Origin of the sequence: Neobacillus sp. GCM10027624, from assembly GCF_042675345.1 — a bacterium.
In the GTDB taxonomy this organism is placed as follows: Bacteria; Bacillota; Bacilli; order Bacillales; family Cytobacillaceae; genus Neobacillus; species Neobacillus cucumis_D.
Window position 1 is genome coordinate 82,578 of record NZ_JBHTHD010000033.1, and the last position, 25,400, is coordinate 107,977.

At 34.8% G+C, this 25,400-nt stretch carries 25 protein-coding genes and 1 riboswitch; of the genes, 7 read left to right on the forward strand and 18 right to left on the reverse strand.

The features are described 5' to 3' along the window. Window positions 1–41: 41 nt before the first annotated feature. Window positions 42–632, reverse strand: coding sequence for an ankyrin repeat domain-containing protein (locus ACFQZ9_RS29960; RefSeq protein ID WP_498946977.1), 591 nt, complete (start codon window positions 630–632; stop codon window positions 42–44). A 193-nt stretch (window positions 633–825) separates the two neighbouring features. Between ACFQZ9_RS29960 and ACFQZ9_RS29965 the strand changes: the two genes are divergently transcribed. After that, on the forward strand, window positions 826–1,731 hold the full coding sequence (locus tag ACFQZ9_RS29965; protein ID WP_498946978.1) for a LysR family transcriptional regulator: 906 nt from the start codon (window positions 826–828) through the stop codon (window positions 1,729–1,731). A 120-nt stretch (window positions 1,732–1,851) separates the two neighbouring features. Here the strand turns inward: ACFQZ9_RS29965 and ACFQZ9_RS29970 are convergent, their stop codons facing one another. Both ACFQZ9_RS29970 and guaA read right to left on the reverse strand, forming a co-directional pair. After that, entirely contained in the window at window positions 1,852–3,162 is a 1,311-nt protein-coding gene (locus ACFQZ9_RS29970) for a purine/pyrimidine permease (RefSeq protein WP_498946980.1), read from the reverse strand. Between the two features lie 300 nt (window positions 3,163–3,462). Next, window positions 3,463–5,007: a glutamine-hydrolyzing GMP synthase gene (gene guaA / locus ACFQZ9_RS29975; RefSeq protein WP_498946982.1), complete on the reverse strand. Its 1,545-nt coding sequence runs from the start codon at window positions 5,005–5,007 to the stop codon at window positions 3,463–3,465. A gap of 273 nt (window positions 5,008–5,280) precedes the next feature. Between guaA and ACFQZ9_RS29980 the strand changes: the two genes are divergently transcribed. Next, window positions 5,281–5,697: an Lrp/AsnC family transcriptional regulator gene (locus ACFQZ9_RS29980; RefSeq protein WP_498946984.1), complete on the forward strand. Its 417-nt coding sequence runs from the start codon at window positions 5,281–5,283 to the stop codon at window positions 5,695–5,697. A gap of 57 nt (window positions 5,698–5,754) precedes the next feature. Here ACFQZ9_RS29980 and ACFQZ9_RS29985 read toward each other — a convergent pair whose 3' ends face one another. The 3 genes from ACFQZ9_RS29985 to ACFQZ9_RS29995 form a co-directional block, all read right to left on the reverse strand. Further along, the gene (locus ACFQZ9_RS29985; protein ID WP_498946986.1) at window positions 5,755–6,171 is read right to left on the reverse strand and encodes a disulfide oxidoreductase; all 417 of its coding nucleotides are present in this window, start codon (window positions 6,169–6,171) and stop codon (window positions 5,755–5,757) included. 4 nt (window positions 6,172–6,175) lie between these two features. Then, window positions 6,176–6,886, reverse strand: a complete 711-nt coding sequence (locus ACFQZ9_RS29990) for a DsbA family protein (RefSeq protein WP_498946988.1) — start codon at window positions 6,884–6,886, stop codon at window positions 6,176–6,178. A gap of 134 nt (window positions 6,887–7,020) precedes the next feature. Then, a complete protein-coding gene (locus ACFQZ9_RS29995) occupies window positions 7,021–7,788 on the reverse strand; it encodes a DODA-type extradiol aromatic ring-opening family dioxygenase (RefSeq protein ID WP_498946989.1) in 768 nt (255 codons plus the stop codon). 124 nt (window positions 7,789–7,912) lie between these two features. Here ACFQZ9_RS29995 and ACFQZ9_RS30000 point away from each other — a divergent pair, with 124 nt between their 5' ends. Both ACFQZ9_RS30000 and ACFQZ9_RS30005 read left to right on the forward strand, forming a co-directional pair. Further along, window positions 7,913–8,236: a winged helix-turn-helix transcriptional regulator gene (locus ACFQZ9_RS30000; RefSeq protein ID WP_198310271.1), complete on the forward strand. Its 324-nt coding sequence runs from the start codon at window positions 7,913–7,915 to the stop codon at window positions 8,234–8,236. 101 nt (window positions 8,237–8,337) lie between these two features. Next, complete coding sequence (locus ACFQZ9_RS30005) at window positions 8,338–9,399, forward strand: lactonase family protein (protein ID WP_498946990.1); 1,062 nt, start codon at window positions 8,338–8,340, stop codon at window positions 9,397–9,399. A gap of 94 nt (window positions 9,400–9,493) precedes the next feature. Here ACFQZ9_RS30005 and ACFQZ9_RS30010 read toward each other — a convergent pair whose 3' ends face one another. Further along, the gene (locus ACFQZ9_RS30010; protein ID WP_429745611.1) at window positions 9,494–9,613 is read right to left on the reverse strand and encodes an anti-repressor SinI family protein; all 120 of its coding nucleotides are present in this window, start codon (window positions 9,611–9,613) and stop codon (window positions 9,494–9,496) included. A gap of 32 nt (window positions 9,614–9,645) precedes the next feature. Further along, window positions 9,646–9,729: riboswitch (cyclic di-GMP riboswitch) on the reverse strand. Between the two features lie 204 nt (window positions 9,730–9,933). On the opposite strand from ACFQZ9_RS30010, the gene ACFQZ9_RS30015 reads away from it, so the two are divergent. Both ACFQZ9_RS30015 and ACFQZ9_RS30020 read left to right on the forward strand, forming a co-directional pair. Continuing rightward, window positions 9,934–10,635: a DUF421 domain-containing protein gene (locus tag ACFQZ9_RS30015; protein WP_498946991.1), complete on the forward strand. Its 702-nt coding sequence runs from the start codon at window positions 9,934–9,936 to the stop codon at window positions 10,633–10,635. Window positions 10,636–10,843: 208 nt separating this feature from the next. Further along, window positions 10,844–11,710: a metallophosphoesterase gene (locus ACFQZ9_RS30020; protein WP_498946992.1), complete on the forward strand. Its 867-nt coding sequence runs from the start codon at window positions 10,844–10,846 to the stop codon at window positions 11,708–11,710. A gap of 196 nt (window positions 11,711–11,906) precedes the next feature. On the opposite strand, the gene ACFQZ9_RS30025 is transcribed toward ACFQZ9_RS30020, so the two are convergent. The 7 genes from ACFQZ9_RS30025 to ACFQZ9_RS30055 all read right to left on the reverse strand — a co-directional run bounded on the left by ACFQZ9_RS30025 (window position 11,907) and on the right by ACFQZ9_RS30055 (window position 17,562). Beyond that, window positions 11,907–12,704 (reverse strand): class I SAM-dependent methyltransferase, encoded by a 798-nt coding sequence (locus ACFQZ9_RS30025; RefSeq protein ID WP_498946993.1) that lies wholly within the window; start codon window positions 12,702–12,704, stop codon window positions 11,907–11,909. 46 nt (window positions 12,705–12,750) lie between these two features. Next, window positions 12,751–13,827, reverse strand: a complete 1,077-nt coding sequence (locus ACFQZ9_RS30030; RefSeq protein WP_498946994.1) for a nucleotidyltransferase family protein — start codon at window positions 13,825–13,827, stop codon at window positions 12,751–12,753. A gap of 15 nt (window positions 13,828–13,842) precedes the next feature. After that, the gene (locus tag ACFQZ9_RS30035) at window positions 13,843–15,645 is read right to left on the reverse strand and encodes an ABC transporter ATP-binding protein (protein ID WP_498946995.1); all 1,803 of its coding nucleotides are present in this window, start codon (window positions 15,643–15,645) and stop codon (window positions 13,843–13,845) included. A gap of 23 nt (window positions 15,646–15,668) precedes the next feature. Next, on the reverse strand, window positions 15,669–16,124 hold the full coding sequence (locus tag ACFQZ9_RS30040) for a S24/S26 family peptidase (RefSeq protein WP_498946996.1): 456 nt from the start codon (window positions 16,122–16,124) through the stop codon (window positions 15,669–15,671). Then, complete coding sequence (locus ACFQZ9_RS30045) at window positions 16,111–16,389, reverse strand: PqqD family protein (RefSeq protein WP_498946997.1); 279 nt, start codon at window positions 16,387–16,389, stop codon at window positions 16,111–16,113. The genes ACFQZ9_RS30040 and ACFQZ9_RS30045 overlap by 14 nt, the downstream gene beginning before the upstream one ends. A gap of 124 nt (window positions 16,390–16,513) precedes the next feature. After that, window positions 16,514–16,723, reverse strand: a complete 210-nt coding sequence (locus tag ACFQZ9_RS30050) for a hypothetical protein (protein ID WP_498946998.1) — start codon at window positions 16,721–16,723, stop codon at window positions 16,514–16,516. 53 nt (window positions 16,724–16,776) lie between these two features. Continuing rightward, window positions 16,777–17,562 (reverse strand): hypothetical protein, encoded by a 786-nt coding sequence (locus ACFQZ9_RS30055; protein WP_498946999.1) that lies wholly within the window; start codon window positions 17,560–17,562, stop codon window positions 16,777–16,779. Between the two features lie 1,008 nt (window positions 17,563–18,570). Here ACFQZ9_RS30055 and ACFQZ9_RS30060 point away from each other — a divergent pair. After that, entirely contained in the window at window positions 18,571–21,240 is a 2,670-nt protein-coding gene (locus ACFQZ9_RS30060) for a right-handed parallel beta-helix repeat-containing protein (RefSeq protein ID WP_498947000.1), read from the forward strand. Window positions 21,241–21,356: 116 nt separating this feature from the next. Here the strand turns inward: ACFQZ9_RS30060 and ACFQZ9_RS30065 are convergent, their stop codons facing one another. From ACFQZ9_RS30065 to ACFQZ9_RS30080, 4 genes are all read right to left on the reverse strand, one after another. After that, a complete protein-coding gene (locus ACFQZ9_RS30065) occupies window positions 21,357–22,073 on the reverse strand; it encodes a metallophosphoesterase family protein (RefSeq protein WP_498947001.1) in 717 nt (238 codons plus the stop codon). 120 nt (window positions 22,074–22,193) lie between these two features. Then, a complete protein-coding gene (locus ACFQZ9_RS30070; protein WP_498947002.1) occupies window positions 22,194–23,270 on the reverse strand; it encodes an acyltransferase family protein in 1,077 nt (358 codons plus the stop codon). A 23-nt stretch (window positions 23,271–23,293) separates the two neighbouring features. Then, window positions 23,294–23,731 (reverse strand): GtrA family protein, encoded by a 438-nt coding sequence (locus ACFQZ9_RS30075; protein ID WP_498947003.1) that lies wholly within the window; start codon window positions 23,729–23,731, stop codon window positions 23,294–23,296. 165 nt (window positions 23,732–23,896) lie between these two features. Then, a complete protein-coding gene (locus ACFQZ9_RS30080; protein WP_498947004.1) occupies window positions 23,897–25,381 on the reverse strand; it encodes an ArnT family glycosyltransferase in 1,485 nt (494 codons plus the stop codon). Window positions 25,382–25,400: the final 19 nt, after the last annotated feature.

Sequence of the window (25,400 nt, forward strand, 5' to 3'; positions counted from 1 at the left end):
TTTCTTTCATAACGGCATCTGCGTTAAATTTTAGGAGAGTGTTAGGCACCCGCTTTTTTTAGTATATTTTCAATTTCACGGAATCCTCGTTTTTGAGCATGTTCCAGAGGAGTGACCCCTTCAGAATCACCAATATTTAGATCGGCACCGTTATCGACTAATAGTTGTACGATTTTTTGATGCTTTTCTCCTCCGTTACCTAGAATGACTGCTTCCAATAATGCTGTCCAATGCAACTTATTGATGTGGTTGACATCAATATCCGAATGATTAAGAAGTTCCTTCACAACCTCAACATGTCCACGCTCTGAAGCTGGTATAAGTGCCGTACCTCCATATTGGTTTGTAAGTTTCGTATCAGCACCGGCATCAATTGCTAGTTTTACGATTTCAAGCAAGCCTTCCGCTCCGGAATACAAGAGGACATTATTTAAGTGATTGTCTCGAATATTTATGTCGGCCCCCTTTTGAATCAGTACCTTTACCGTTTCTATATTATTGGAATAAGTCGCTGCCATTACGGCCGTTCTTCCGTGTCTATCCATTGTATTGATGTTTGAACCATTTTTAAGTAGATTTAGAACGTTATCAGTGTCACCTTTCTCTGCTGCTATTATCATTTGTTGATTCATCAGTTTCATATTCCTTTCTTCTGCTAAACTTTGTGAGGAGGGAGTCACATCCCTTTTTTTAAATCTCTAGAATCACCAGAAATTCCTTTTCCTACCTGATACAAATATGCTAACATGGGAACAACCATATTAATAATATAAAGAAAATAAGTTTTACTTAACTTTTGCATATAATACAAGGAGTGTTTTAACAATGGACATAAGACAGCTGCGATATTTTATAGCCATTGTAGAAGAAAGGAAAATTTCTGCTGCTGCTGAAAGACTTCATATATCTCAACCCCCTTTAAGTCAACATTTGAAATCAATGGAAGAGGAACTAGGCTCAAAATTAGTAGAGAGAAGTGGAAAATTTTTCGAATTAACAGAAGCCGGGAAATCCTTATATAAATATGCTTTACAAATGACTCAGTTAATGGAAGAAGCCAAAATGGAAGTGAAGGAAGTAGGAAAAGGGATAAACGGTAGATTATCAATAGGAATCAATACATTTTCTGTTGTCGAGTTACCTGAAATACTCCATCAATTTCGAAAACTATACCCTAAGGTTACTTATAAAATTCAACAAAATGAATCCTCTCATCTTTGTAAATTAGTAAGAGACCGGGTAGTTGAGCTGGCAATCATTCGAATGCCACTAAATTTGGATGATTTTTCAGTTCTTCACCTTCAAACAGAACCATTTTACTTTATAACATCAAAAAAACAGAAACCGTTAGGTCATGGGGTCTCATTTGGTGCGCTTCAAAACTACCCGATCATCTTACCGAGTACGGAAGGATTAGGTGTGCATTATTTAATTTTAGAAGCATTTTCACGGTACAAAATACAACCTAATTTTGTTGGAGAGTGTTCTGACATTACTCTATTGATGGATCTAGTCTCCTCTGGTTTTGGCGCATCCATTGTTCCAGAAACCATACTTAAACGGCACAAAGGATACCCAACACAATCTTACCTTATTCCAAGTTCTAAGTTATCCGCCTCTGTCGGGTTAATATGGCTGAAAAATCATTACTTATCAAAGGCAGCTCAAAACTTTGTAGATTTATTAGTAAGTTCACAAGAAACAAAATCAGAACTTAACCCGCCTGAATAAAACTAACAATGAATAAAAATATAAACGGAATTTGGCTGAACCAAATTCCGTTTTTTTTAAATAGAGTATGATACAAAAAATTGTTATTTAAACAAAGTAAAAATAGTTAACCTTGAGCGTTCACTGAGCAAAATGGTTTTTCCATTTTTGTTTTTTCCAAAGTTGTTCTAGCAAGATTACTATTATTGTACCGACAAGCAGACTATTACTAAAGATATATTGCAGAATGGAAGGAAGACCTTGAAATATACTTGAAGGAAGAAACATTAATCCAGTACTGATTAACAATGTAATTCCTAATATGGTCAACCTGCGTTGGTCTAGTTCTTCTCTCAGAATAGACTGAAAAGCGATCCCGATCATTTCTACAAACGATGCAAGAGATGCAGCACTTGCAATGGGGGCTGGAAGCAAGGCTAAAAAATCTACTATCATTGGAATAAATGCTATACCTGATAAAGCTATACTTGCAATAAGGAAAGGCCCTAATCTTTTTTGCCCAGTTAATCGGATAAAACCAGCGGATACTGGCAATGGAACAATTCCAATTGTGGAAAAAAGAGCGGATAAAAAATGAGAAATACCACCTGCCCAGCTGCCACGACTAATCGTTTTTACTTCGCTTTTCTGAGATTCTGGGACTACTTGTTTGACAGCCATAACGGCCGCAATCGTATTTGAAACTAAAATAAACGTAAACAGAATGGAAGTAACAACCATTCCGGAATTTAGGCGTGGGATACCCCAAGCAAAAATTTCTGGAAGTCTAACCAAAGAATCTGAATGGATAAAAGTACCTGAGGTTTTGTCGAATAAGAAGTATAGGAACCATCCTAATAAAATTCCAATCAACAAAGCGTAACTCTTAATCCACCCTTTCCCTTTAATAGAAAGCAGAATTATCAGGAAAAATACACCGAATGAAATGGCTGTTGTTCCATAATCAGGTCGGGATGGCTCTCCATGCAATGCCATCATACCTTCTAAAAAAACACCGCTAAGTTGAAAGGCTAATAGAAAAATAAAGGAACCTGTAACTAAAGGAGTGAACAAGAATAACAGCCGATTAACTAAACCAGTTACACCTAGAATAAAAAGTAAAAGGCCTGAAACGATCAACCCGCCTTCTAAGAATTGTAAGGTTTCTGATGTGTTTTGGCCCTGATGTATAGCAACTCCTGCTAAAATCACAAACACACTAACCCATGAACCTGCTGGGCCATCAGCAATTGGGTATCGATGTCCCAACCATCCTTGAATAAAAGAACTAATCCCCATCACGAAAAACGTTCGCTGCATTAATTCAGAAATTTCCCCAATCGACAAATGAAATACGTTCCCAATTATAATAGGGAATGCTACAGAAGTTGCTAGTAAAAAAATGAACCATTGAAAAGTACTTAAACCACCGTAAAAAAGTTGTTTCTTCATATTAATTCACCTTAATTTGTTTTTACCCCTGAGGGAAGATACAATAGAAAAATATTATTGCGCAAAACTTGAAGTCTGATTACTCTTTTTTTCTTTCAACTATTATGGTATCACCTAAATTTATATATGAAAAATATAAAAAAAATCAATTTCACTTAAGTTTTTCATATATTAAAAAAGTCATCGTATAATTTCTAGAGGTTTCCTCTCCCAAGACTTTTTTACAATAACAAAAACGAACGTATATAAATAACGTTCGTTTCCGTTGTGTATATTCCATTTTCAAGTTATGTTTGAGTGTTACTCCCACTCAATCGTCGCAGGCGGTTTACTTGTCACATCGTACACGATGCGGTTCACATGCTTCACTTCATTTACAATGCGCACAGAGATTTTCTCTAATATCTCCCAAGGAATACGTGCCCAATCCGCAGTCATGCCGTCAATGGAGGTTACTCCGCGGATTCCCACTGTATAATCATATGTGCGTTCATCCCCCATTACACCCACACTCCGTATATCAGGAAGTACCGTGAAATACTGCCAGATATCACGATCAAGTCGAGCATTCTGGATTTCTTCACGCAAAATCGCATCAGATTCTCTTACAATTCCAAGCTTTTCTTCCGTCACTTCACCCAGCACACGTATTCCTAGACCGGGACCTGGAAACGGCTGACGCCATACAACTTCATCCGGAATGCCAAGCTTGGAACCCAATTCACGCACTTCATCTTTAAATAACATATTAAGAGGTTCAATCAATTTAAATTTCATTTCCTTAGGCAGCCCGCCTACATTATGGTGAGATTTGATTGTTTGCGCAGTCAACGTTCCGCTCTCAATAATATCAGTATACAAAGTTCCTTGCGCCAAAAAGTCGTTTCCTTCTAATTTTTCCGCTTCATCACCAAATACATAGATGAACTCATTTCCAATAATTTTCCGTTTTTGTTCCGGATCACATACACCTTCAAGTTTATTTAAGAACCGCTCTTTCGCATCCACTTTAATAACATTCATTTGGAAACCTTCGCTGAATGTTTTCATGACGCTCTCCGCTTCGCCTTTACGAAGAAGGCCGTGGTCAACAAAAATACAAGTCAGCTGATCGCCAATTGCTTTATGAATCAATACCGCTGTAACGGAAGAATCCACACCGCCGCTAAGCGCACAAATCACTTTTTTATCTCCCACTGTCTCGCGGATTTTTTCCAATTCCCCTTCAATAAAGTTTTCCATGTTCCAACCTTCTGTACATCTACACACATCGAACACGAAATTTTTCAATAAGTCGTTTCCGTATTCAGAGTGAAGCACTTCCGGGTGGAATTGTACCCCATAAAATTTACGGTCTTCATTGCTCATTGCCGCAATCGGGCACGAATCGCTCGTTGCATCTGTAACAAAGCTTACCGGCAAGTCGGTTACTAAATCGCCATGGCTCATCCATACCACTTGTTTATCAGGAAGGCCGTTGTAAAGCTGGGACTCGTTTTCTACTTTCAATACCGCTTTTCCATACTCGCGGAGCTCAGCCCGTTCTACCTTACCGCCAAAATGGTGGGCCATAAGCTGCATTCCATAACAAATACCAAATACAGGCAATCCTAAATCGAAAATTGCCGGATCGCAATTGAATGCTTTATCTTCATATATGCTGTTTGGACCGCCAGAAAAAATAATTCCTTTGGGATTCATCTTCTTAATTTCTTCCGCTGTAATCGTATGCGGATGCAATTCGCTGTATACGCCGAAATCGCGGATACGGCGTGCAATAAGCTGGTTATATTGGCTTCCAAAGTCTAAAACAATAATAAAATCATGTTTCTTCAAATTAATCACTCCTGCATTAAGTCTGTTGCACGTGCAGCTTCATATCCCTTTTTCATCTATTTAATCTAATAGAAGCAAGAATTTCTTCTTGCTTACCGTTTCGTTCACCTTGACTTCTATAAAGGTTTATTTTCTCTAATCCCCTATGCTATAACTAAATATAGTTGCTGAACAAGTTTGTGAAAAAGGATATATTTAAGTATAGAGACTAGTCCTAATAAGCAGAATAAGTTGGCGAAACAGTTTATGGCCTTTAGCTTTCACGATGAAAGGATTTTAATTATGATTGATCATATAGATCTTAAGATACTGTCGTTACTAAAAGAAAACTCAAGAATGCAATGGAAGGATATAGGTCAAGAAATACATATGACTGGGCAGTCTGTAGGAAACCGTATTCGGAGATTAGAGGATATGGGCATCATTGAACAATATACGATTTCAACAAATAAGGAGAAACTCGGACAGCCTGTAACTGCATTTATTACTGTTTTTGTAAAGTCAGAGAATCACACAGCATTTCATTCGTTTTTCAATACGGAAGAGGCAATTACCGAGGTACACCGAATTAGCGGAGAGGGCTGCTATTTGTTGACTGCTCACTTCGCCTCGAATAAGGAAATGGAGCTACTTCTTGAACGCCTCTTAAAACATGGTAACTATCGTGTCAATTTATCGATCGGAAAATTAAAGTCCTAAAACCACTTATTTACTTTTGGAAATTTCCCCATATATTTTTATGACAAAAAAAAGAGACTAAATTGTCTCTTTTTTGCTTTCTCGAGCAAGAAATGCGAGGCTTATCGTAATAATGGTAAACGCAACAAACGCCAGCATTGGAATGGTTATGAAACCAAGCCAGTTGAGATAATCCTTTGAACAAGGAACACCAGAAGTGCACATTTCAAACTGCTGCAGGTACGGGATTTTTTGCAGCACCGTATGATATCCAGAAATAATCATCCCGATGATAGATAACGGTAAAACATACCGATAGATGGCCAAATCATTTCGATAGCCGGCGATTCCAAGAATAATCACTAATGGGTACATGAAAATTCTTTGATACCAGCACAGTGTGCATGGGATAAAATGACGGACTTCACTAAAGTACAAGCTTCCAAGTGTGGCGATAATCGCAGCAACCCAAGCAAATAGTATGGATTTATTCATTTACCTATTTCCCCTTTGCTGCTTTATCAACCATATCCTTCAAATCATCAAGTGTTTTCCCTTGGAACATCTTTCCGTCCACAAAAATCGTTGGAGTACCTGTTACACCAAGTTTTGTAACATAATCCATATCCTTTTGCCACGCAGCATCTGCCTTTTTGGCATCAAAATAAGCAACGACCTTTTTGACCTCATCTTCTTTCGCTACTTCTTTTAGTGTATTCGCCAAAAATTTCTTGTCATAAACATCCATTTTTTCATATTTAGGATCTTCCGGTTGCTTTTTATAAAGAAGGTCATGGAATTTCCAAAAAGTATCATTCCCAAGTTCGTGATAGACTGCTTCAGCAAATTTAGCCGCACGTGTGGAGTCTACATTAATGAAGGAATCATTGAAGAAATACAGTTTAGCCTTACCAGTATCCACTAACTCTTTTTGAATAACTGGGATCACACCGTCAGCAAAGTTTTTACAATTTGGGCATTTATAATCGCCAAATTCAATAATGGATACAGGCGCTGAACTTTTCCCAAGGAATGGCTGGCCAGAATAATCAATCGCGACATCCGACTTAGACGCTGGCTTTTCTACCTTTTTATTATGATTTCCTAGAAAAATAAAGCCAAGAATACAAACCGCTATTAAGCCGATCATCCAAAAGGTGAACTTAGATGAACTCCCCTGTTGTTTCGTATTTTTTTTGTTATTTGCCATAAAATTTAAACTCCTCATTTATTCTCTAAGATAGGTTTAATTGTACTAAACCTGTCCACTAATGTGAAACAAAAGGACACACCTTCACAAAATGTTAATATTACAGCAAAAAATGCCATTGAAAAATGGCACTTTTAAAATTTCATACAAAGATAACTTAGCGTTCCAAATTCATAATCGTGGTAGATTGGTTGTGCCTGTTCCATACCGTTTCCGCTGCCCATCGCAATGAAAAATGGAACAAAGTGTTCCGGCCTTGGTACAGCAGCCTTGGCATTCGGTGCTAGTTTTTCATATTGGAATAGGCTGGCCAAATCTTGCTTTTTAATTTTTTCCAAAAGCCAGTCGTCAAAGGCGACTGCCCACGGTTCCGGTTCTTTTTGTCCCCAATGAACGATTCGCAAATTGTGGACTGTTACACCACTTCCAATAACAAGAATCTCTTCTTGCCCAAGCCCTTTTAATGCCTCGCCGATTTTGTATTGCGCATCCATTGGTAGAAAGGGATGAACAGAGACTTGAATGACAGGAATATCCGCATTTGGATACATTTTTGATAACATTGTCCATGAACCATGATCTAACCCTCTCTTCGTATCCAGATTAGAAGGAATTCCTGCTTGTGCTAATCGTTCTTTTAAAGATTGTGCGAGTTTAGTGGAACCTTTTGCGGGATATTTAATTTCATAAAGTTCCGGTGGAAATCCATAGAAATCATAGATGGTTTCATACGATTCATCTAAAGAAGAAATGGTTAATGTTTCAGCTTCCCAGTGAGCAGTAAAAATGACAATCGCTTTTGGATGATATTGCTGCCCAAGTTTTTCTAAAAATCTTGTATAATTGTTATCTTCAATCGCTAACATCGGTGAACCATGCGCTAAAAATAAAGATGGAAGCATTACTTTCACTCCTTTACTTACTTTATGTAACTAACTATAATAACGTAATGAATTTACGTCAAGTAATTAAATTGATTGTTTACAATCACCATATGTATAATAAAGAGCATAGAGGTGAATAAGTATGAATCCATCAACATTGTGCCCTAAATTTGAGCAGGCTATGAAATTACTGAGCCAGCGTTGGACTGGCTTTATTATTTATCAACTATTATTAGGCCCACAGAGGTTTTGTACAATCGAATCCTCCCTTCCCATCAGTGGACGGCTTTTATCAGAACGATTAAAGGACCTAGAGCATGAAGGGATTGTGAAAAGAGAAGTTTTTCCTGAAACACCGGTGCGAATTGAGTATTCTTTAACAGAAAAAGGAATGGCGATGGAGCCGATCATAAGAGAAATTGAGAAGTGGTCAGGGGAATGGGTTAAGACCGATGAAGAAGCATGAGTTTCCATGCTTTTTTAATTTGCCTTTCGAGTGCGAAAATAAATAAACCTTCCTAACTATGGTAAAATAAAACGGAAAATCATACTCAAGGAGCGGAGAAAATGAATTCAAACAGCGAATACACCGGATACATCGGTACCTATACAAAAGGCGACAGCAAAGGAATTTACACATTTAAATTAGATACAGAAAATGCAAAAATAATCAATATTAAAGCAGTTGCTGAATTGGGCAACCCTACTTACCTTAACATTAGTCAGGATAATCGATATTTATATGCTGTTATAAAAAAAGGTGAAGAAGGCGGTGTGGCATCGTATTCGATTGACAGTGAATCTGGGGAACTTACTCAAATGAATACCCAATCATCTCCCGGTTCGTCTCCTTGCCATGTTAGCATGGACAGCAAAAATCAATATTTATTTAGTGCAAACTATCATAAAGGAACCGTTGAATCTTATTTACTTGACTCTGAAACAGGTTACATTCAGTCACCTGCTTCCGTTATACAACATGAAGGTTCTGGTCCAGATCCTAGACAAGAAAAAGCTCATACACATTTTGCAGGAGTCACACCTGATGAAAAATATATCGTAGTGGTTGAATTAGGAACTGACTTACTTCTTACATATTTAGTAGGTCCTGATGGAAAATTAACGGAGGTTAGTCGTTTATCTACCCCTGCAGGAAGCGGTCCAAGACATATTACTTTCCATCCAAACGGAAAATTTGCTTATGTGATGACAGAGTTTAGTTCAGAGGTCATTTTCCTAACTTATCACCCTGAAGATGGTCATTTTACAGCTAACCAATTTATTTCTACACTTCCTGACGATTTTAAGGAAAACAATCAAGGCAGTGCTATCCATATTTCGGCTGACGGACGTTTTGTTTATGCCGGGAATCGCGGGCATAATAGTATTGCTGTGTTTAGTGTGGACGAGGTCACAGGTGAGTTAAGTTTTGTCGAACGAGTTTCCTCTGAAGGAGATTGGCCAAGAGATTTTTCGATTGACCCAACCGGCCGATATATAGTTGGATCTAACCAGGAATCAGGCAATCTCGTGCTTTATAGACGAGACGTTGAAACCGGAAAACTGACATTGATAGAGAAAGATATCGAAGTTCCTTATCCTGTTTGTGTGAAATTTTTGCATTATTAAATGAATCGAAAACGACTTCTCTTTTAAGGTTAAAAAACAATATTAGACCTACTTGAAATTTTGAGTAGGTCTTTTTTAATTTTAAAAAAAGACCTCAGGAAGTTTTTAGAAATTCTTTTATTTCTTCGACAGATATTCCTAAATTTCGTGCTTGAAGAATCAGGTCTAACCACTCTTTATCTAGTTCTTTTTCGTCAATCATCGGAGCTTCCATTGTTCTATCTTTCCTCCTAAAATATAAGTATTTTAGGCAACTCAGCCGTCATAGTATATTACCTTAGACCTGTAGCTTTGCGTCCCACCCTTTCGAGAGGTTTGCCTTTTTCTAATTGTACTGTAATCTCTATGAAAATATTACCATAAAAGTTCACTATACCGAACAAATTTGTTTCCAAAAATTTCGACAAAATTTTAATGCGTTAAAATTTTACAAACCAAAAGTTCAGTCCGATTTAGGAACAAAATATAATAGATGATTTTTTCATCGTGAGGCCATAATAAATAAAAAAGTTCTATTTATTAGAGGTGTCTTAGTTGAATTTTTTACATGGACAGGAATCGTTAACGGTCATGGAATGGAGTTTAAGAGCAACGATTACTTTCTTTTTTATGCTCTTTTCCGCAAAATTTATGGGCAGCCGTGCCATTTCCCAGTTAAGATTATTAGATTTTATCATCGCATTAATGTTGGGAAATATCATTGCTCATCCATTATCAGATCATACTATAGGGATGAAGGGTTCAATAATCTCCACTATAATTATCGTTGTCTTATATATGATTTGTATTTCTTTAACCTTAAAATGGCCCCGTTTTCGGAGGTTTATGGACCCAGTCCCCTTCCCTCTGATAAAGGATGGAACAATCCTATATCAGGGACTATCAAAGGCGAGAATTACAGTTGATTACTTATTGGCCGAATTAAGAAAAGAAAAAGTGGAGGATGTTAAAAAGGTAGCATTGGCTCTATGGGAAGCGGATGGACAAATGTCTATTTTTCTAAATCCTCAATACGAACCACTTACACCCTCGGACTGCCAAATGAAAACAGAACCGTTTGATTTGCCGAAAACGATTATTACGGAAGGAAAGATTCAGTTTCTTGTTTTGCAGCAAATGAACAAAGATGAAAAGTGGTTAATAGACAGAATAAAATCCGTGTATAATGCTGAGGTAGGTAATATATTATTAGCTACAATAGATAGCAAGGAGAATTTAAAAGTATTCTTTTATTAATCGTTCTTGTCATCATAATCATTTTTTCAATCTTATTGGGATAATTCTCCTATATATACTACAATTTATAACACTGGCCCACCCTGCCTTTCCCGTAATGCCATAGGTGTTTTTTCACTGTAGTAGTTGAGTTAGAATTGTATTTCACTTATAATGTTCTTTATAAGGAACATTAAGTTTCCGTTCTGTTTTCAATAAAGGAGTACCAATGACTAAATTACAATCAAATCAGAATACGATGAATCGCCGCACCTTTTTAAAAAAATCTGGAAAAATATATATAGGCATACTAGCTGCAGGAATCATGATGGGAACCTACTCATTTAAGGTAGAACGTTTTTGGTATCAAGTTAAAGAAGTAAAGTTGAAAATTAAAAATCTTCCTAAAGCATTTGAAGGCTGGCGAATTGTTCAATTTAGTGATGTTCATTTAGGTTTTCACTATGATATAGAAGATTTTCAACCTGTTATTAAAATGATTAATCGTTTAAAACCAGATATTGTTTTCTTTACGGGGGACCTGGTCCAAATTGGTAATTATCAACCTGAAGTGGCAATTCCTTTACTCCAATCGTTAAAAGGACTTCGCGGAGGAAAATGGGCCGTCATTGGGAACCATGATTTTTATACGAAAAACCAAGTGATTAACGTTCTACAAAATTCTCAATTTAATGTATTGGATAATAGTCACAACTTTATTGAGGTGGATGGGCAGCGCTTATATATTGCGGGAATTGATGATCTTATGTATGGTAATCCAAACATCGAAAAAGCAGTGGAAGGATTAACTGCTCAGGATTGTGTGCTCCTGCTTGCTCATGAACCCGACATAGCTGATGAAAGTATTAAGTACCCCATAAGCGCCCAGTTTTCCGGCCATTCCCATGGGGGCCAAATCCGCTTGCCTTTTTATGGTCCAATCATAAAACAGGTTCTTGCCCGAAAATATTCAGATGGCTTATATAAGGTTGGAGAAAATAAAATGCCTTTGTATGTAAATCGAGGGATTGGTACGACTAAACTTGCGGTTCGTTTTTTTTGCAGACCCGAGATTACTATATTTCATTTAACTTAAAGTTATTTTTTAATAAAGACGGAAGATTAATTCAGTGTGCAAGTATATTTTAATTCTGAATCCATCGGGCAATTTTCCAGCAATGGTTTCGTTTTAAAGATATTTAAAATATGATAAAAAAACCCCTTTACAGTTATGTAAAATTTGTAAAGGGGTTTCTTGTGTATCGTTTATAATATTATATTCCGCCCGAAATTTATCTTTTCTGTTTTTTATAAATGCTTTTTGGAAAGAATGGATTTTTTATTAAATTACTATTTTTATCAAATAGAAGACATGAACTCCCTTGAGTATAGTGACCTAATGCGGTATATTTTGAAGCTATCGCAGTATCCTTAAACGAATACTGAGTGAAATGAATGATTAGCAAACCTTCAGGTTTAATCAATTGATCTAGTTCAAGAATCTGTTCTTCGAACTTTTCAAAAGGGTAGATTTTTTTTAAACTTCTAATTCCTTTTTCTTCAATGTAATGGGGCTTTCGTTGTAAAACAGCCATGCAGAAAATCGCATCGTATGGTCCATGTTTTTGGATTTCATTAGGTTCAGAATGAACAAATGTAATTTTATCATCAATTGAAAGGTTTCTACATATTTTAAGGCTTCGCTTATTAATTTCTGCACCAACAATATGCGCCTCAGGGAAATATTTTCGAAGGGTTAAAACCTCTTCCCCTGTTGAGCATCCATACGAAAGAATCCGTAGATTTTGCTTTCCATCCAAATAATTTTGACAAGCTGAAAAAATAACTGGGTACCGATCCATATAGGTGTAGGGTGTAGTTTGATGAACATTTTTAGAGTTCGTCAGCTGCATAAACACAATTGAGCGAAACTCTTTATCAAACCAAAAACGCCTTATAGTGTTAGCTGAATTCCTAAGAAAATAGAGGCTTGAAACTCCAAATTTTATGATTGGTCTTCTAGAAGAACGATGTTCTTTAAGCATATTCTTCACATTACCAAAAATTTGAATACCTAATTTAGTATTCATAACCGTTATCCCCTTTAACTATTTAAAAATTATGATATATTCTTTCCTAGTTGGAAACGAAGATTTTGATTATACTTTTGAGTCTGTTTTTGTATAAAGACCAATACGTTTTATTACCTATGAAATGATCATATATTTGTACTTCGAGATCATATTTGGAAGGAAAAATCAAATGAAAAAGTTCAATTAAACTATGAATAGTAGTATCGTAACTAAAAAGCTGGTAATCAAAAAAATCAAGATATTTTTTTAGGCCCTTGGCATTGCGATACTTCCATAATGGAAAATCCCTTTTATAATCAAACGGTTTAATCTCTTCCAAAAACGGAAACTCCAAATACAGTATAGATAAGGTTCTAATCATTCTTTTATATGTTTGATGCGCTTTTGCAAGCTTCAGTATTTCCACTAAATCCAATTCATCGTTATATTTGCAAAGAACTTGTATTAAATCTAAGAAATACTTCATCGTATCTAAATTATGTCTCCAGCCATGTAGACAAATCATGTAAAAGGTATGGTTAGGAGTTAATTCCTTAATATGCTTATAGCCCTCAACTGTTTTGGCATGCTTCCATATATCATTAATTTGAAACCTTGAAGTATTCTGTTTCACAAGGCTCCAATGCAATTCTATTACTAAGGGCATGGTAGAGTGTGGCAATACTTTACTAAAACTGCAATGAAAATGGCCGGGTATCGGCGCTCCTTCTACCGTAAACCCCAGCAAATTGACAACTTCTATTGCTTTTTCAAGATCCTCCATCCTTATTAACAAATCAATATCAGATGTTGCTCTTGCCCCTAAATGCCCGAAAACCTTTTCAGCAAAATGAATCCCTTTTAAGGGAATGACATCCATCCCCTGCTGTTCAAACCGCTGAAGGAGTTCATTTTGTTGGCTTTTTATAAATAGATTTTGGAATAACGCTTTTTCATAGTTTTTATGTAAAATTGATTGAAAAAATTCCGGAGTTTGCTCTATTTTTCTTTCCTCTTTAAGTAAATAATATACTTGAGAAGCAATCCCATCTTCTTTAATATCCTTCAAAACACGATGATAGAAGAAATCATCTTCAGGTAATGGTTTTCGCTCATAAACGGCTCTTATTAACTCAATCACAGAACCACCTCCTTTTTACGATTTTGACAAAAGGGACAATGAAGTTGATTTATTAAATGAAGTTTCATTTAAATTACGATATAGCCCTCTCTGTCTGATTAATTCTTCATGTGTACCTTGTTGGACAATCCGACCATGGTCTATTACTAAAATAAGGTCCGCATTTTGGATGGTAGTCAGTCGGTGAGCAATTACAATGGTGGTTCTTCCTTCCATTAATTGGTCAAGAGCTTCTTTTACATAGTATTCGGTTTCTCCGTCCAAAGCAGATGTCGCTTCATCCAATAATAGAATAGGTGCATCTTTTAAAATAGCCCGGGCAATGGCAATCCGCTGTTTCTGGCCACCTGATAATTTAATTCCATTTTCACCAATTTCCGTATCATATCCCTTTGGCAATGAAAGGATAAAGTCATGAATTTCAGCATGAATGGCCGCTTCCACCATTTCTTTTTCAGTAATTTTTGGACGGGCAATTAAAAGATTTTCACGAACGGTGCCGGCAAAAAGAAAAGTTTCCTGTGGGACATGGGCAATTGAACTTCTTAATTCTGAAGCGGTTAACTCCTGAATGGATTTACCCGCTATTTGAATCTCCCCTTCTTGAGGTGTATAGAATCCTTGTAATAAATTAAACAGCGTACTCTTCCCCGCTCCACTCGGTCCCACAAGCGCCACAACTTTTCCCGAGGGAATCGTCATATTAAAATGTTCAAATACATTGGTATTTTCGACATAGCCAAATGTAACTTCCCTAAATTCTATTGATTCCACAATATTGATTGGCTGAGAAAAGGCTGGCAGTTCTTTAAAGGCAGCGGTTTTATCAAGGACAGCCAGTACTCGCTCAAGGGCTGCAACCGAACGTTGGAGACCTGCCCAGACGTTAGCCACCCCTGTAATCGGATAAAATAAATGATTGACCAGATTTAAAAAAGTTAAAAAAGCACCAACAGTTAACTCTCCTTTGGAGACAAATAAGGCGCCAATTGATAGATTTAGAATAAAAGTGATGGAGCCGATAATATGCTCACCCGTATTGTATAAGCTTTGAAGTTTCGTATTTTCTAATTCTAATTTCAATAATTCACGATTTTGTTTAGTGAACTTTGAATAATAAAGCCTCTCCAATGTAAAGGAACGAATAACCGTAAAACCGTGAAAGGTTTCACTTAAATGATGATTAATATTTCCGATTAACCGGTGAATTGATCTACCATTTTTCCGAAGTAATAATCCAAACACCACACCAGATATTGCGGCGATTGGTGCAATAATGAGACTCACTAAACAAAGGGTCAAATTGATTTGCATCAAATAAATAAAGACCACAATATAAATAATTGGTAGCCGAATCAGACTAATAAGGCTACTTCCAATTACACCATCGACCCCATGGATATCATTAGAAAAGTGGGACATTAATTCACCGGACCGGAAATTCGAAGCATCCCCAACAGGCAATCTTAATACATGATGAAAAAAATGGTTTTTTAAATCCATTTTCACTGCGTTCGTTGCAAATAAATTACAATATGAATAGGATACACTTGAGGCGATACTTGCAAGAATCAGAAGTGTACCATATGGAACTAACGATAAAATCTGTTGATATCCACCATGAATCGCAACGTCTGTCAGGTCCCCATAGAACTTTGCAAAGGCAATCGTTAAGTAAATATCTACCCCTAATAACAGTAGTACCATGATATATGCTTTCCATCGCTTCAGAATATAAGGCATGACAAAGGTTAACGCTCTGCGAATGTCTTTCATGGTAAAATATTGTTTTATAAGTGTGTCAATTTGTTCCTTCATATATGGACACTCCATACTCTTTATTAATATTGCAGGTTCAATTTCCGATTTAAATATTTTCGAAGAATACCTGACATCCCAGGAAAGGCAAGGATAAACTTTCCCCAAAGTTTTGCTGAGATGTGATCTGGTGATAGCTTAAGATGTTGTTTTTTGACACTTACTAGTCTTCCAAGAATTCTCTCTTCCCCAATGGGTTGATCAAAACCTAAGTTTGTATCTCCTTTAAATAAAAAATGCTGTTGTTGGTTAATCATTTTTGTCCTAATAAAGCGATGAGCAATCAACTTCCCATCCTGTGAATGAAATAAAATTACTTCGCCTTTTTTTAGTGATAATGGCTGACATGGTACAAAACGACAATGATTCCCCTGGCGAATAAAAGGATACATACTATTCCCGTAAGCGGGTAGCTCTAGCCAACCATTTTTATCAATAGTTTTTTTTAGGATTGTAAAGGTTAGGTTATCGATTAACATATTCAATCAACCCACACTCATTAAGCTGGGATAAGAATTCTTCTATATCTTTTTTTATTTGTTCTTTATCTTCAACTGGTCGAAACTTATCTAATACGGCTTGTGCAAGGGATTCAGTTGTTTGAACGTTATTCAATAAGGACCAACACAAACCGCCTATTTCGTTTAATTTAGTAACAGTTAATTGATTTGTGTTGAGAAGGATCCACTCACCATCCAGTTCTGTTTCTTCAATATTTTCCTTTTGAATATAGTGAGTCATCATGATTTAAACTCCTTAATATTAGTTTTTTAAAGTTTTATTTAAAAAACATATTTTTTATCAAAAATGGTTATACTTTTTTAATAGATCAATGGCGATACACTTAATCGCCATTGATTTATTTACATTAATATTTAGGTGGTGGTTTATCATCTGGCTTTGATGGTGGCCTAGGTTTCTTTGGATCATAAGCATCATTTGGATAGCTATTTCCATTACTGTTTCCGTAATCCCCCGAAACAGGGCCCTGTCCCTCATTCCAACTTTGAGAAGTCTCAAAACGGATAGGTTGATGGCATAAAACAACTGGTCGTTCATAATTTTTTTCCTTAAACATTTTTTCACCTCCTTAACAGGATTTCATTAAAACATATTGGAGGGTTCGCAGCTCTAAGATATCAACTTCCAAAATGTATTGTTTTTTTGAAAGTGAAGTTCATATACATGTACATTTAATACTAAGGAAGTCAACAGTCTTAAGATTGTTTTAATCTCTTTTTGACATGTAGGCCAAAAAAATACTTTATCCATCAACCGTATGAGCGCATCCGAAGAAGGTATTATGATTCTATTATTGTGAAGTGACTGTTTCAGCAATTGAATACTTTCTAGTTTTGAGATTCTTTCAATTGGTTCTGCTTCCAACTCGCTTCTAAAAGGCGAATTATAAATAGTTATATCATTTGAAGTGATTTTTACCAATGTAGCCTCATCAGAAAGAATTTCCCTTGGATATGATAATTTTGCAGCTGTAGATTTACCAGCACCTGATTGACCTGCAAAAATATGTGCTTTCCCCGCTTCTATTACACAGGATGAATGAATTAATAACCCCCAATTATGATAAACAATAAAAGAACTGTATAAATTTGTTAGTGCGTGTTTAAGAGCGAATTCATCATGTACGAATATCTCTGCTTTTTTATAATCTGAATCTACTTTAATAAGGTAATCCTCCCGACGAAAAAGAATCTTGTCATCCTGCTTGGTTACTTCAACTTCATAATTAATAAAAGAAACTCCATATCCATCTTTAACGATAATCACTAAATCGATTTGCTGATTTTCAATATTTACACGGGAATTGAAATTTTTTTGAAAAAACTTAGCTAACCTATCTGATTCACTAGAAATTCGAATAAAATGGTCGCCAATTTTTGTTATGATTTCATTCATATTGGCCTCCTAATAAAAACAATTAATTATGTATTGGGGAAGCCAAATTTTCATTTTTCTTCCCGTTTATTTCCATCTTAAGTATTAACATTGGGATTGCATTGGTCAAAACCAACATGACTGTTTTCTGTTCCCTTATGTTTTCCACTTTCTTTACTATAGGTTCCTGCTCCACAAAGAAGGGGGAGAATTCATTGGAGGAAATCGTATTCCGCCATTTCCTTTCCTTGGATGCTCATGTTTACCCTTGCCTTGGTCCAACCTTAGACAGTTTCAAAACGTTTGTTGCGGTGACTTAATACCAGGGATATCTTTAATCATATTCAACCGCCTCAACTTATTTGTTCATTATAAAGAACAAATTGACCAAAAAAATATAAATTCAATTTTATTTATCAAGCCTTTTTAATCCCAATTCCTACCTTAAATTATAAAATAGGTAACGTTCTTTTTAAAGCACATTAATTCGACAAATTTTTTAAAATTAATTCCTAAATATGTGACCAAATTTAAAAGCATTTTAAGATGTATCATAAATACTGGAATTTTTTAAACACCTACTAATTGTTTTGTACTTGGATAATCCAATTCATATAAAAATTTAATCGTATTTTTGGGGACCTATTGCGCCTGTATTTTATGACTCTTGAAAATTCTTTTATAAAAAAATTCCCCATTGGTTATTCTGTTATTTAAATAAAAAGGCTACTTGATGAAGTATTTTGTCTAAGCAATTTTAAAAACTATGAATAAATATATATCTATAAAGCCACAAATTATGATGTTCATAGAAACATAGGTTAAAGATTCCTCTATTTTAAAATGGACATGCCTTTCGCAGGTTACAATCCTCTATTGACTAAATACAATTATCCTTCTATTCAGACCAGATAATATTCTTAACCAAAAAGATAACTGAATTTCTACTTCTTTCTCCTATAACTTGTTCCAAACTATCATAACGAAAATGGCTTTCTTAAAATTTAGAATAAATGGAGGAATGGATTTATGTCTACTCTAGCCAGTGGCAGTTATGTTTTGGATTTAACCCAATGGGGTGTTTCAAATACTGTTTCAGATTACGGAAATAAAACATTAGCAACCAGTAACTCCAACGGAATCAATAATGCAATAGTATGGGCTGCACAACAGGGATATACAGAGTTTGTATTTCAAAAAGGAACCTATCTAATTGATGAAACAATTCCGATTCAGCCACAAAGTTTCATGACCCTAAATTTAAATGGTGCTACCCTAAGAATTCGAAACAATGGGTTAGCTAATTATTCTGTTATTAGTTACAAACAAAATCAAATGTTTTCCCGCGTCACAAACGGTATTATTCAAGGTGACCGATATAATCATAACTACACAACACCTGGACAAGCATTCACACATGAATGGGGGATGGGTGTCTTAGTCCCCAATATAGTAAATACAGCAAAAGGTGAAGGAACGAACACCCGCTTTATTACGATTGATAATATTGAATTTCTAGACTTAACAGGGGATGGGGTATCTTTATTTGCAACAGGCGGAGCAATTTATACTACTTCAACACCAACTAAAACTTATTCAATCACATTTGAATCAGGTTCAATCAATACTGCTAATGGTAACTTAATAGCGGATTCAACAAAAATCCGTTCTAATATTTTCATAGATTTAACTAACCCTCAAATTGTAAAATGGAAAAATTTTGGTATATATGGTGATATTAGTTATCAAACCGTTGGCTCAGAGATTGATGGCACAATACCGTTTGATGTTATATTTTATAATACTAACGGTACATTTAACTCCTCTTTAACAAATGTTGATTTTTATGATGAAATACCACTACCTGAAGGGGCTACTAGCGCTAAAATTGTTCTACATCAATCAAATGTTCCTTCAACATCGGGCAACGGGTTAACATTAAGATGTATGGAAATACCCAAGTTTACTTTCATAGAAAAGTGCCATATTCACCATACCCGTAGACTCGGTGTTACATTGCAGGGAGCTAAGTTTGTTTGGGTTAAAAATAATGATATTCATCATATTAGTGGTACTGGCCCTTCTGCTGCATTAGATGTTGAAGATAACTATGCGTTAAATCAAAATCTTTGGATTGAAGATAATTTTCTTCATGACAGCCCGTTGCAATTGATCTTCGTTAAAGGAAAAAACTTCCATGTAAGGAATAATAAAATCGAGAGAGGTATTGGAATTACTGGTTATGCTGGTGTAAGAAAATTATTTATTGAAGGGAATTACTTTAAAGATACAAGTGTTAATGCTAATGGAGAATGTGTAATAAGTAACAACCATTTTCATAGAACCAATGTAATTCTTAATAATGGAACAACTGAACCAGCACTAGTAGATAATAATACTTTTTTAAATAGTTCATTAAATGTAAATAGACCTAAAGCGTACTGTGTTTCAGTTTCCAACTGTAAATTTACAGTTGACACTGATTATAATAATGCTATAACAGGTGCAGGGTTTTCAGCAGGAACATATCCACAAACCATGACGGGGTGTACATTTGAAGGTTCTTTAGGTTCTTCGAGCGTGATATTTAACGGTGATGTAAACGCAGCTGAAGGATGGTCCTATAATAATATCCTTTTCCTAAACACCAAGAAGATAATGAATAACAATGGAGGAATAAAAATACCAAGAGGCACCTATACGAATTGCAGATTTAATAATACAGGAAATCTAGCTGCCAATAAATATGTAGAATTTATAGGCTGTACTTTTACTTGGGATGGATATAGTCTATTTAGCTTTTCAAATAATGAGTTGGCAAGGTTTATTAATTGTACATTCAATGGAAGATCTAATACAGCTTTCTATTTTTCAGCACAAACAGAAGGAAGGGTGGAATTACTCAATAACTTGTTCGATTATTCAAATGCTATTTCTACTTCTTCTGGTATGATTGATGGATATTGGTGGAATGTAACAGGAGGGACTCTACTCGTGGATGGAAATAGATTTAAATCTAATTTGGCCATGAAGGCAATTAACTGCCCTAGTCCAACTCCTGATCAATTTAAAATTATATTTGTTAACAATACCTTAGAAGATAATATTACTTTATCGGTTGATAATACCCAGATGCCTTTATTCCAAAATAATACAATTAATGGAGTTATTGATCCATATAATTGGTCAGCCTCTATTCCGACAACCGGTTATTTCAAATTAGGAAAACAAATTTTAAATAGTAAAATGGCAACCGACGGATTTATGGGCTGGGTTTGCACAGTAGAAGGTTTTTCTGATACCTTCCCCGCTTGGCAAGCTTCGAAGGGTTATAACTGGGGCGAAAAAATCTCTATAAACGGTTATGTTTATTATTCTACTGTTTCGAACGGAAAATCCTCCGCAACAATTCCAGTATTTCCAACTGCACCACTATATTCAACAGTTAAAGATATTGCAGGAATACCTATCTGGACAGCCAACGCAAAACATAGTATTGGAGACAAAGTCTTACCAACAAAAGATGAAGGCAGTTATTATGAGTGTACATCGGCCGGAACTAGCGGCAGTATCGAACCAGCATGGGGGACTTCCTCTACCATAACTGATGGTACTGCAATTTGGACAAAAAGAAACATTCAAGTTTGGAAGCTAGTTGGAGGAACGGCTGTGTTTAAAAAATTTGGAACTTTGAACTAAATTAAATACCTCTTTTTAGGCACCTGCTTTTGCAGGTGTTTTCTTTTACACTTATAGATATGGATTTTTGTATTAAAAATATCCTAGTATGCTAATATAATCTTTTTAAATTCAAATTAACTTTTTGCATTCCTCAAAACCTCTTCTATTTGTAGCGTATTAGGATACCCTTTTTCATGCAATTGACTAATAGCTCTATTAACATCATATTTCACCCTAATAATTGTTGTTTGAAAGCTTTCTTCATTTATTTCCACCAATGCATATGACGATTTTACTAATCCGTCGAATGGTAAACCCACGCTTCCAATGTTTATAATACATTTTCCATTAATATAACGAATATAAGGCATATGGATATGAGCATAAATGTATATATCCGCATCATTAACCATCATTTTTGTCTCTAATATTTGATCACTTTCATTTGGTTTAACAACTTCAAATAAACTTTCTGGTGTCGCGTGGAAAGCATGGAATCTTAATTTTCCTATATCCAACTTTAGCTCAGTCGGTAGCATATTAAGGTAATCAAAATCGGCTACATCCAATTGTTGGTATGTCCAATCCCTTTCTTTACACATTATCTCATATGAAGCTGGAGGTACTTCACTTTCCCTAATACCTCGAACCACCCATTCGTCTGCGTTTCCTTTTATGACCTGAGTATGTAATTTTTGTACCATCTCAAGAGCACGTTTTGGCTCTGGCCCCCTAAAACAGATATCTCCGAGAACAATAACCTTATCAACTTCTTTCTTTTTAATATCATCTAATACCGCTTCTAATGCTACTGCATTTCCGTGAATATCAGAAATGAATGCAAGTTTCAAAATGATCACCTCTTTATTTAAATTCGTTTTTAGTTTATCCTTTAGGTTGAAAAGTTTTCCATACCAAGGAGGATTTCCCTTTTTCTTCAGCCTTATGTTTATCCAAAAGGGTGCACAGTTTTATCCAATCGCCCTTTTTCTATTACCCAAATTCAAGTTATTTTTATCAATTCTTTGCATGATTGGTTTATAAATAAAATTAACAACATGAGAAGAGGTAAGACATAGCAAGACCAACCAGCAAAAAATGAGTAATGGATACTTTGCAGCAAAAACTAGATTAGGGAAAATCGTCATATAAAAAAACATATGAGTTAACCAAATATTTGTTGAATGAGTCCCGAAGTAATCAAGAACTTTTTGAAGCCTTTTACTTTTATCAACAAGGTTAAAAAGACAAATAAAGGCAATTCCTGTAATTGGAGCAATAATCATCGACTCATAAAAGCCATGTAAGACAGCTAAAAGTAGAATTCCCAATAAACAAAGGATATTTTTCATTGGAACACGACTTAGCTTTTTTGATATTTTCGTATAGATTTTATCTTTTGCAAAAATTGCCCCAACAATAAATGGCAACTGCGAAGTGCCAAATAATACAATGGCATTTACAATCATATTCAGTGCGGCACTATCCCCTAGGTCAATTACTTGTTTAATTCTTTGGATATAAGCTACTAAATATACAAAACCAGAAATGATGATCAAAGCATAAGAATTATATTTTCTAACTATTTTAAAAAGGCCTGGAGCTACCAAGACAAGAATGATATACGTCTGCAAAAACCACCATGCTCCATTATAAGAATTAGATAATACGAAGAAATTTAGAATAAAGTTAATGGGATTACCTGGTAGTGTTTCGGATTTCCCAGCCAGGATTCCTATTCCTACAAAAAGGAACAATATTATCCAATAATTAATCAATAATCTAAAAATACGCATTCCGTTCTTTCTCAATGTTTTTCCTTGGGAATTTTTAATGCTCAAATATAAACCATAACCGCTGGCGAAGCAATAAATAGGTACACAGGCATCCCCGAATAAACCAATATAGTAAGCTAATGGGACACCATTAATTATTGGAAACGTATCATATAAGCCATTAACATCCTTCCTACAAAAAAGATGAAGGAGCAGCATAAACATAATTGCTACACCTTTTGTCATTTTCATATCTTGTTTTGTGAATTCCAAACCATTTACCTCCTCTCATAATCCTAATGAATCTCAAATTCTCCCGACTTTTTAGAATTTGACTTGTAAAATACAATATATTTTTGTCCAAAGAAGTTTGTTATCGTATAAAGGCCTGCTCCTATAAGAATTGATAGGTTTCCAATCATTTTTGGTTCATTAATAAAGGATGACAAAATAAGTTTTGAAACATAATTACTAAGCCCATAAGACCCATAATAGCATGAAATAACTACTGTAATAAATTTTAAAAAACTTTTAACTTCTTTTTCTTTACTTTGAAAAGTAAACTTTTTATTTAATGTGTAACTTACTAACATTCCAATTCCAATTCCATTTCCTAAAAAAGTTGATGGCCAATAGCTTAATCCAATTATATTAAATATAAAATATACACTTGATAGACCTACCAATGTATTAATAACACCTATAATTAAAAATAACAATATTTCCCTCTTCATAATTCTTTCAATCCCATCCCTATTAGTAAAGCTAACACATTGTTAAAAGTCACTTTTATTGCCGGAGCAAATGAGGCTGTTTGACACCCTATTTCCTCTATAAAACAGATAAAATCTTTGGTTAACTAACTATAATTTCCTTCAAATGGGTTAACACAAATAGTATTAAAAAACAGATTCTTTATGTTCAATAATGGCTATATTCTTATAATTCTTAATGACCTTATAACCAATTTGTTGGGGGATATTGTCTAATTTATTTTCTGGTATAAGTAATAAAGAATTTTCATTTTTTATAAAAGCCTGAATCCCTCCACTTAAAGGGTGTAAATTACCATATAATTTAGCAGCCAGTGTATTGTCTTGAGTCCATTCAGGGAAACTGTAAATAATTTTAGAATTGCTCTTAACTTTATCTTTTCCCAAAAAGTGTAAAGTACTCTGAACATTGTCTTGTGTAGGGATTGAAATAGATTTTATTATAGCAAGTTCATAATAAGAAAAGCATAGTAAAGTGGTTGCTATTATAATTAATTTATAAATTAGACTAAAATTTTTTATTATTTGCCCCCCTAATATTCCAATTAGTATTGAAAGGGCAGGAAATATGGGAAGTATATACCAATCAAGCTTAGTAGAAGCACTTGAAAAGAGTAATATAGGAATAACTATCCATAATGATATACCAAATAAGGAGTTTCTCCGCTCAGATAACAAATTTTTTATTTGGTTTTTTATAGAGAAGGTTAACAATAATAATAGAAAACCTAACCAATATCTATACTCAGGTCTTAATAAGCATTCAAGATAAAATAGTTTTCCTTCTTTATGTCCTTCAATAGCAGAAGAACCTCGTTTTAATAGGTCGTATGTAATCATTTTTTGAAAAAAGGTCCATCTATCATATTGAAATCTAATAAATCCCCAAATAAGGATGGGAACTAGTGCAGCAATGAATAAAAGAAACCAATTTTTTAATTTCAACTTTGTTAATTTCCCAGTTATGACTAAATAAACTAATAAAATTATGGGTATACAACCTGCATGCCAACTTTTTGCTAAAAAGGCAAATGAGAAAGATAAGCCAGTTAAATATAACCACATTAAACTTATATTTGATAAGAGCATGCTTATTATTGCAATAGTAAAAAACATGATAAATAGAGAATCTGCATCACCTGTTCTTGCCCCATGAATTAGTAAATACTGAATACTAGTTGATAATACCATCATAGTAATTATTGAAGATAGAGAATCATATTTATACCTAATATACAGACCAATGATTATAATTGTAATTAATGCGAAAATTGCTGAGCCTATTCTTAATCCTAATGGAGTGAACCCTAATAATTTGTATCCTATTGCAATGGACCAAAAACTTAAAGGTGGCTTCAAGTTCCAATAATCAGTTTTATAATCATAAGTGTTCACTATATAATTTCCACTCTTCACCATTTCATAAGCACTAACACCATGTCTACCTTCATCAAAGTCATTTATACTTTGTCCTAAGTTGTAAAATAAGTTAACTGAATATATTACGACGATTAATAAAAAGAATAATACATATACTTTATCAATTAATAAAGGAACATTAACAAGGCTATATCTTTTTTCATTTATTGTCTTTTTATTTATTAATTCCATTTAAATCTCCTCGTATATT

What these genes read in the sequence shown, in the direction of transcription:
- ACFQZ9_RS30050 (WP_498946998.1), bottom strand. Translation starts at nt 16,723, where the DNA reads ATGTTTAAGGAAAAAAATTATGAACGACCAGTTGTTTTATGCCATCAA.
- ACFQZ9_RS30075 (WP_498947003.1), bottom strand. Translation starts at nt 23,731, where the DNA reads ATGAAGAGGGAAATATTGTTATTTTTAATTATAGGTGTTATTAATACA.
- ACFQZ9_RS29960 (WP_498946977.1), bottom strand. Translation starts at nt 632, where the DNA reads ATGAATCAACAAATGATAATAGCAGCAGAGAAAGGTGACACTGATAAC.
- ACFQZ9_RS30035 (WP_498946995.1), bottom strand. Translation starts at nt 15,645, where the DNA reads ATGAAGGAACAAATTGACACACTTATAAAACAATATTTTACCATGAAA.
- ACFQZ9_RS29990 (WP_498946988.1), bottom strand. Translation starts at nt 6,886, where the DNA reads ATGGCAAATAACAAAAAAAATACGAAACAACAGGGGAGTTCATCTAAG.
- ACFQZ9_RS30010 (WP_429745611.1), bottom strand. Translation starts at nt 9,613, where the DNA reads ATGGAAGCTCCGATGATTGACGAAAAAGAACTAGATAAAGAGTGGTTA.
- ACFQZ9_RS29980 (WP_498946984.1), top strand. Translation starts at nt 5,281, where the DNA reads ATGATTGATCATATAGATCTTAAGATACTGTCGTTACTAAAAGAAAAC.
- ACFQZ9_RS30040 (WP_498946996.1), bottom strand. Translation starts at nt 16,124, where the DNA reads ATGTTAATCGATAACCTAACCTTTACAATCCTAAAAAAAACTATTGAT.
- ACFQZ9_RS30000 (WP_198310271.1), top strand. Translation starts at nt 7,913, where the DNA reads ATGAATCCATCAACATTGTGCCCTAAATTTGAGCAGGCTATGAAATTA.
- ACFQZ9_RS30025 (WP_498946993.1), bottom strand. Translation starts at nt 12,704, where the DNA reads ATGAATACTAAATTAGGTATTCAAATTTTTGGTAATGTGAAGAATATG.
- ACFQZ9_RS30080 (WP_498947004.1), bottom strand. Translation starts at nt 25,381, where the DNA reads ATGGAATTAATAAATAAAAAGACAATAAATGAAAAAAGATATAGCCTT.
- ACFQZ9_RS29970 (WP_498946980.1), bottom strand. Translation starts at nt 3,162, where the DNA reads ATGAAGAAACAACTTTTTTACGGTGGTTTAAGTACTTTTCAATGGTTC.
- ACFQZ9_RS29965 (WP_498946978.1), top strand. Translation starts at nt 826, where the DNA reads ATGGACATAAGACAGCTGCGATATTTTATAGCCATTGTAGAAGAAAGG.
- ACFQZ9_RS29995 (WP_498946989.1), bottom strand. Translation starts at nt 7,788, where the DNA reads ATGCTTCCATCTTTATTTTTAGCGCATGGTTCACCGATGTTAGCGATT.
- ACFQZ9_RS30020 (WP_498946992.1), top strand. Translation starts at nt 10,844, where the DNA reads ATGACTAAATTACAATCAAATCAGAATACGATGAATCGCCGCACCTTT.
- ACFQZ9_RS30005 (WP_498946990.1), top strand. Translation starts at nt 8,338, where the DNA reads ATGAATTCAAACAGCGAATACACCGGATACATCGGTACCTATACAAAA.
- ACFQZ9_RS30060 (WP_498947000.1), top strand. Translation starts at nt 18,571, where the DNA reads ATGTCTACTCTAGCCAGTGGCAGTTATGTTTTGGATTTAACCCAATGG.
- ACFQZ9_RS30055 (WP_498946999.1), bottom strand. Translation starts at nt 17,562, where the DNA reads ATGAATGAAATCATAACAAAAATTGGCGACCATTTTATTCGAATTTCT.
- ACFQZ9_RS30045 (WP_498946997.1), bottom strand. Translation starts at nt 16,389, where the DNA reads ATGATGACTCACTATATTCAAAAGGAAAATATTGAAGAAACAGAACTG.
- ACFQZ9_RS29985 (WP_498946986.1), bottom strand. Translation starts at nt 6,171, where the DNA reads ATGAATAAATCCATACTATTTGCTTGGGTTGCTGCGATTATCGCCACA.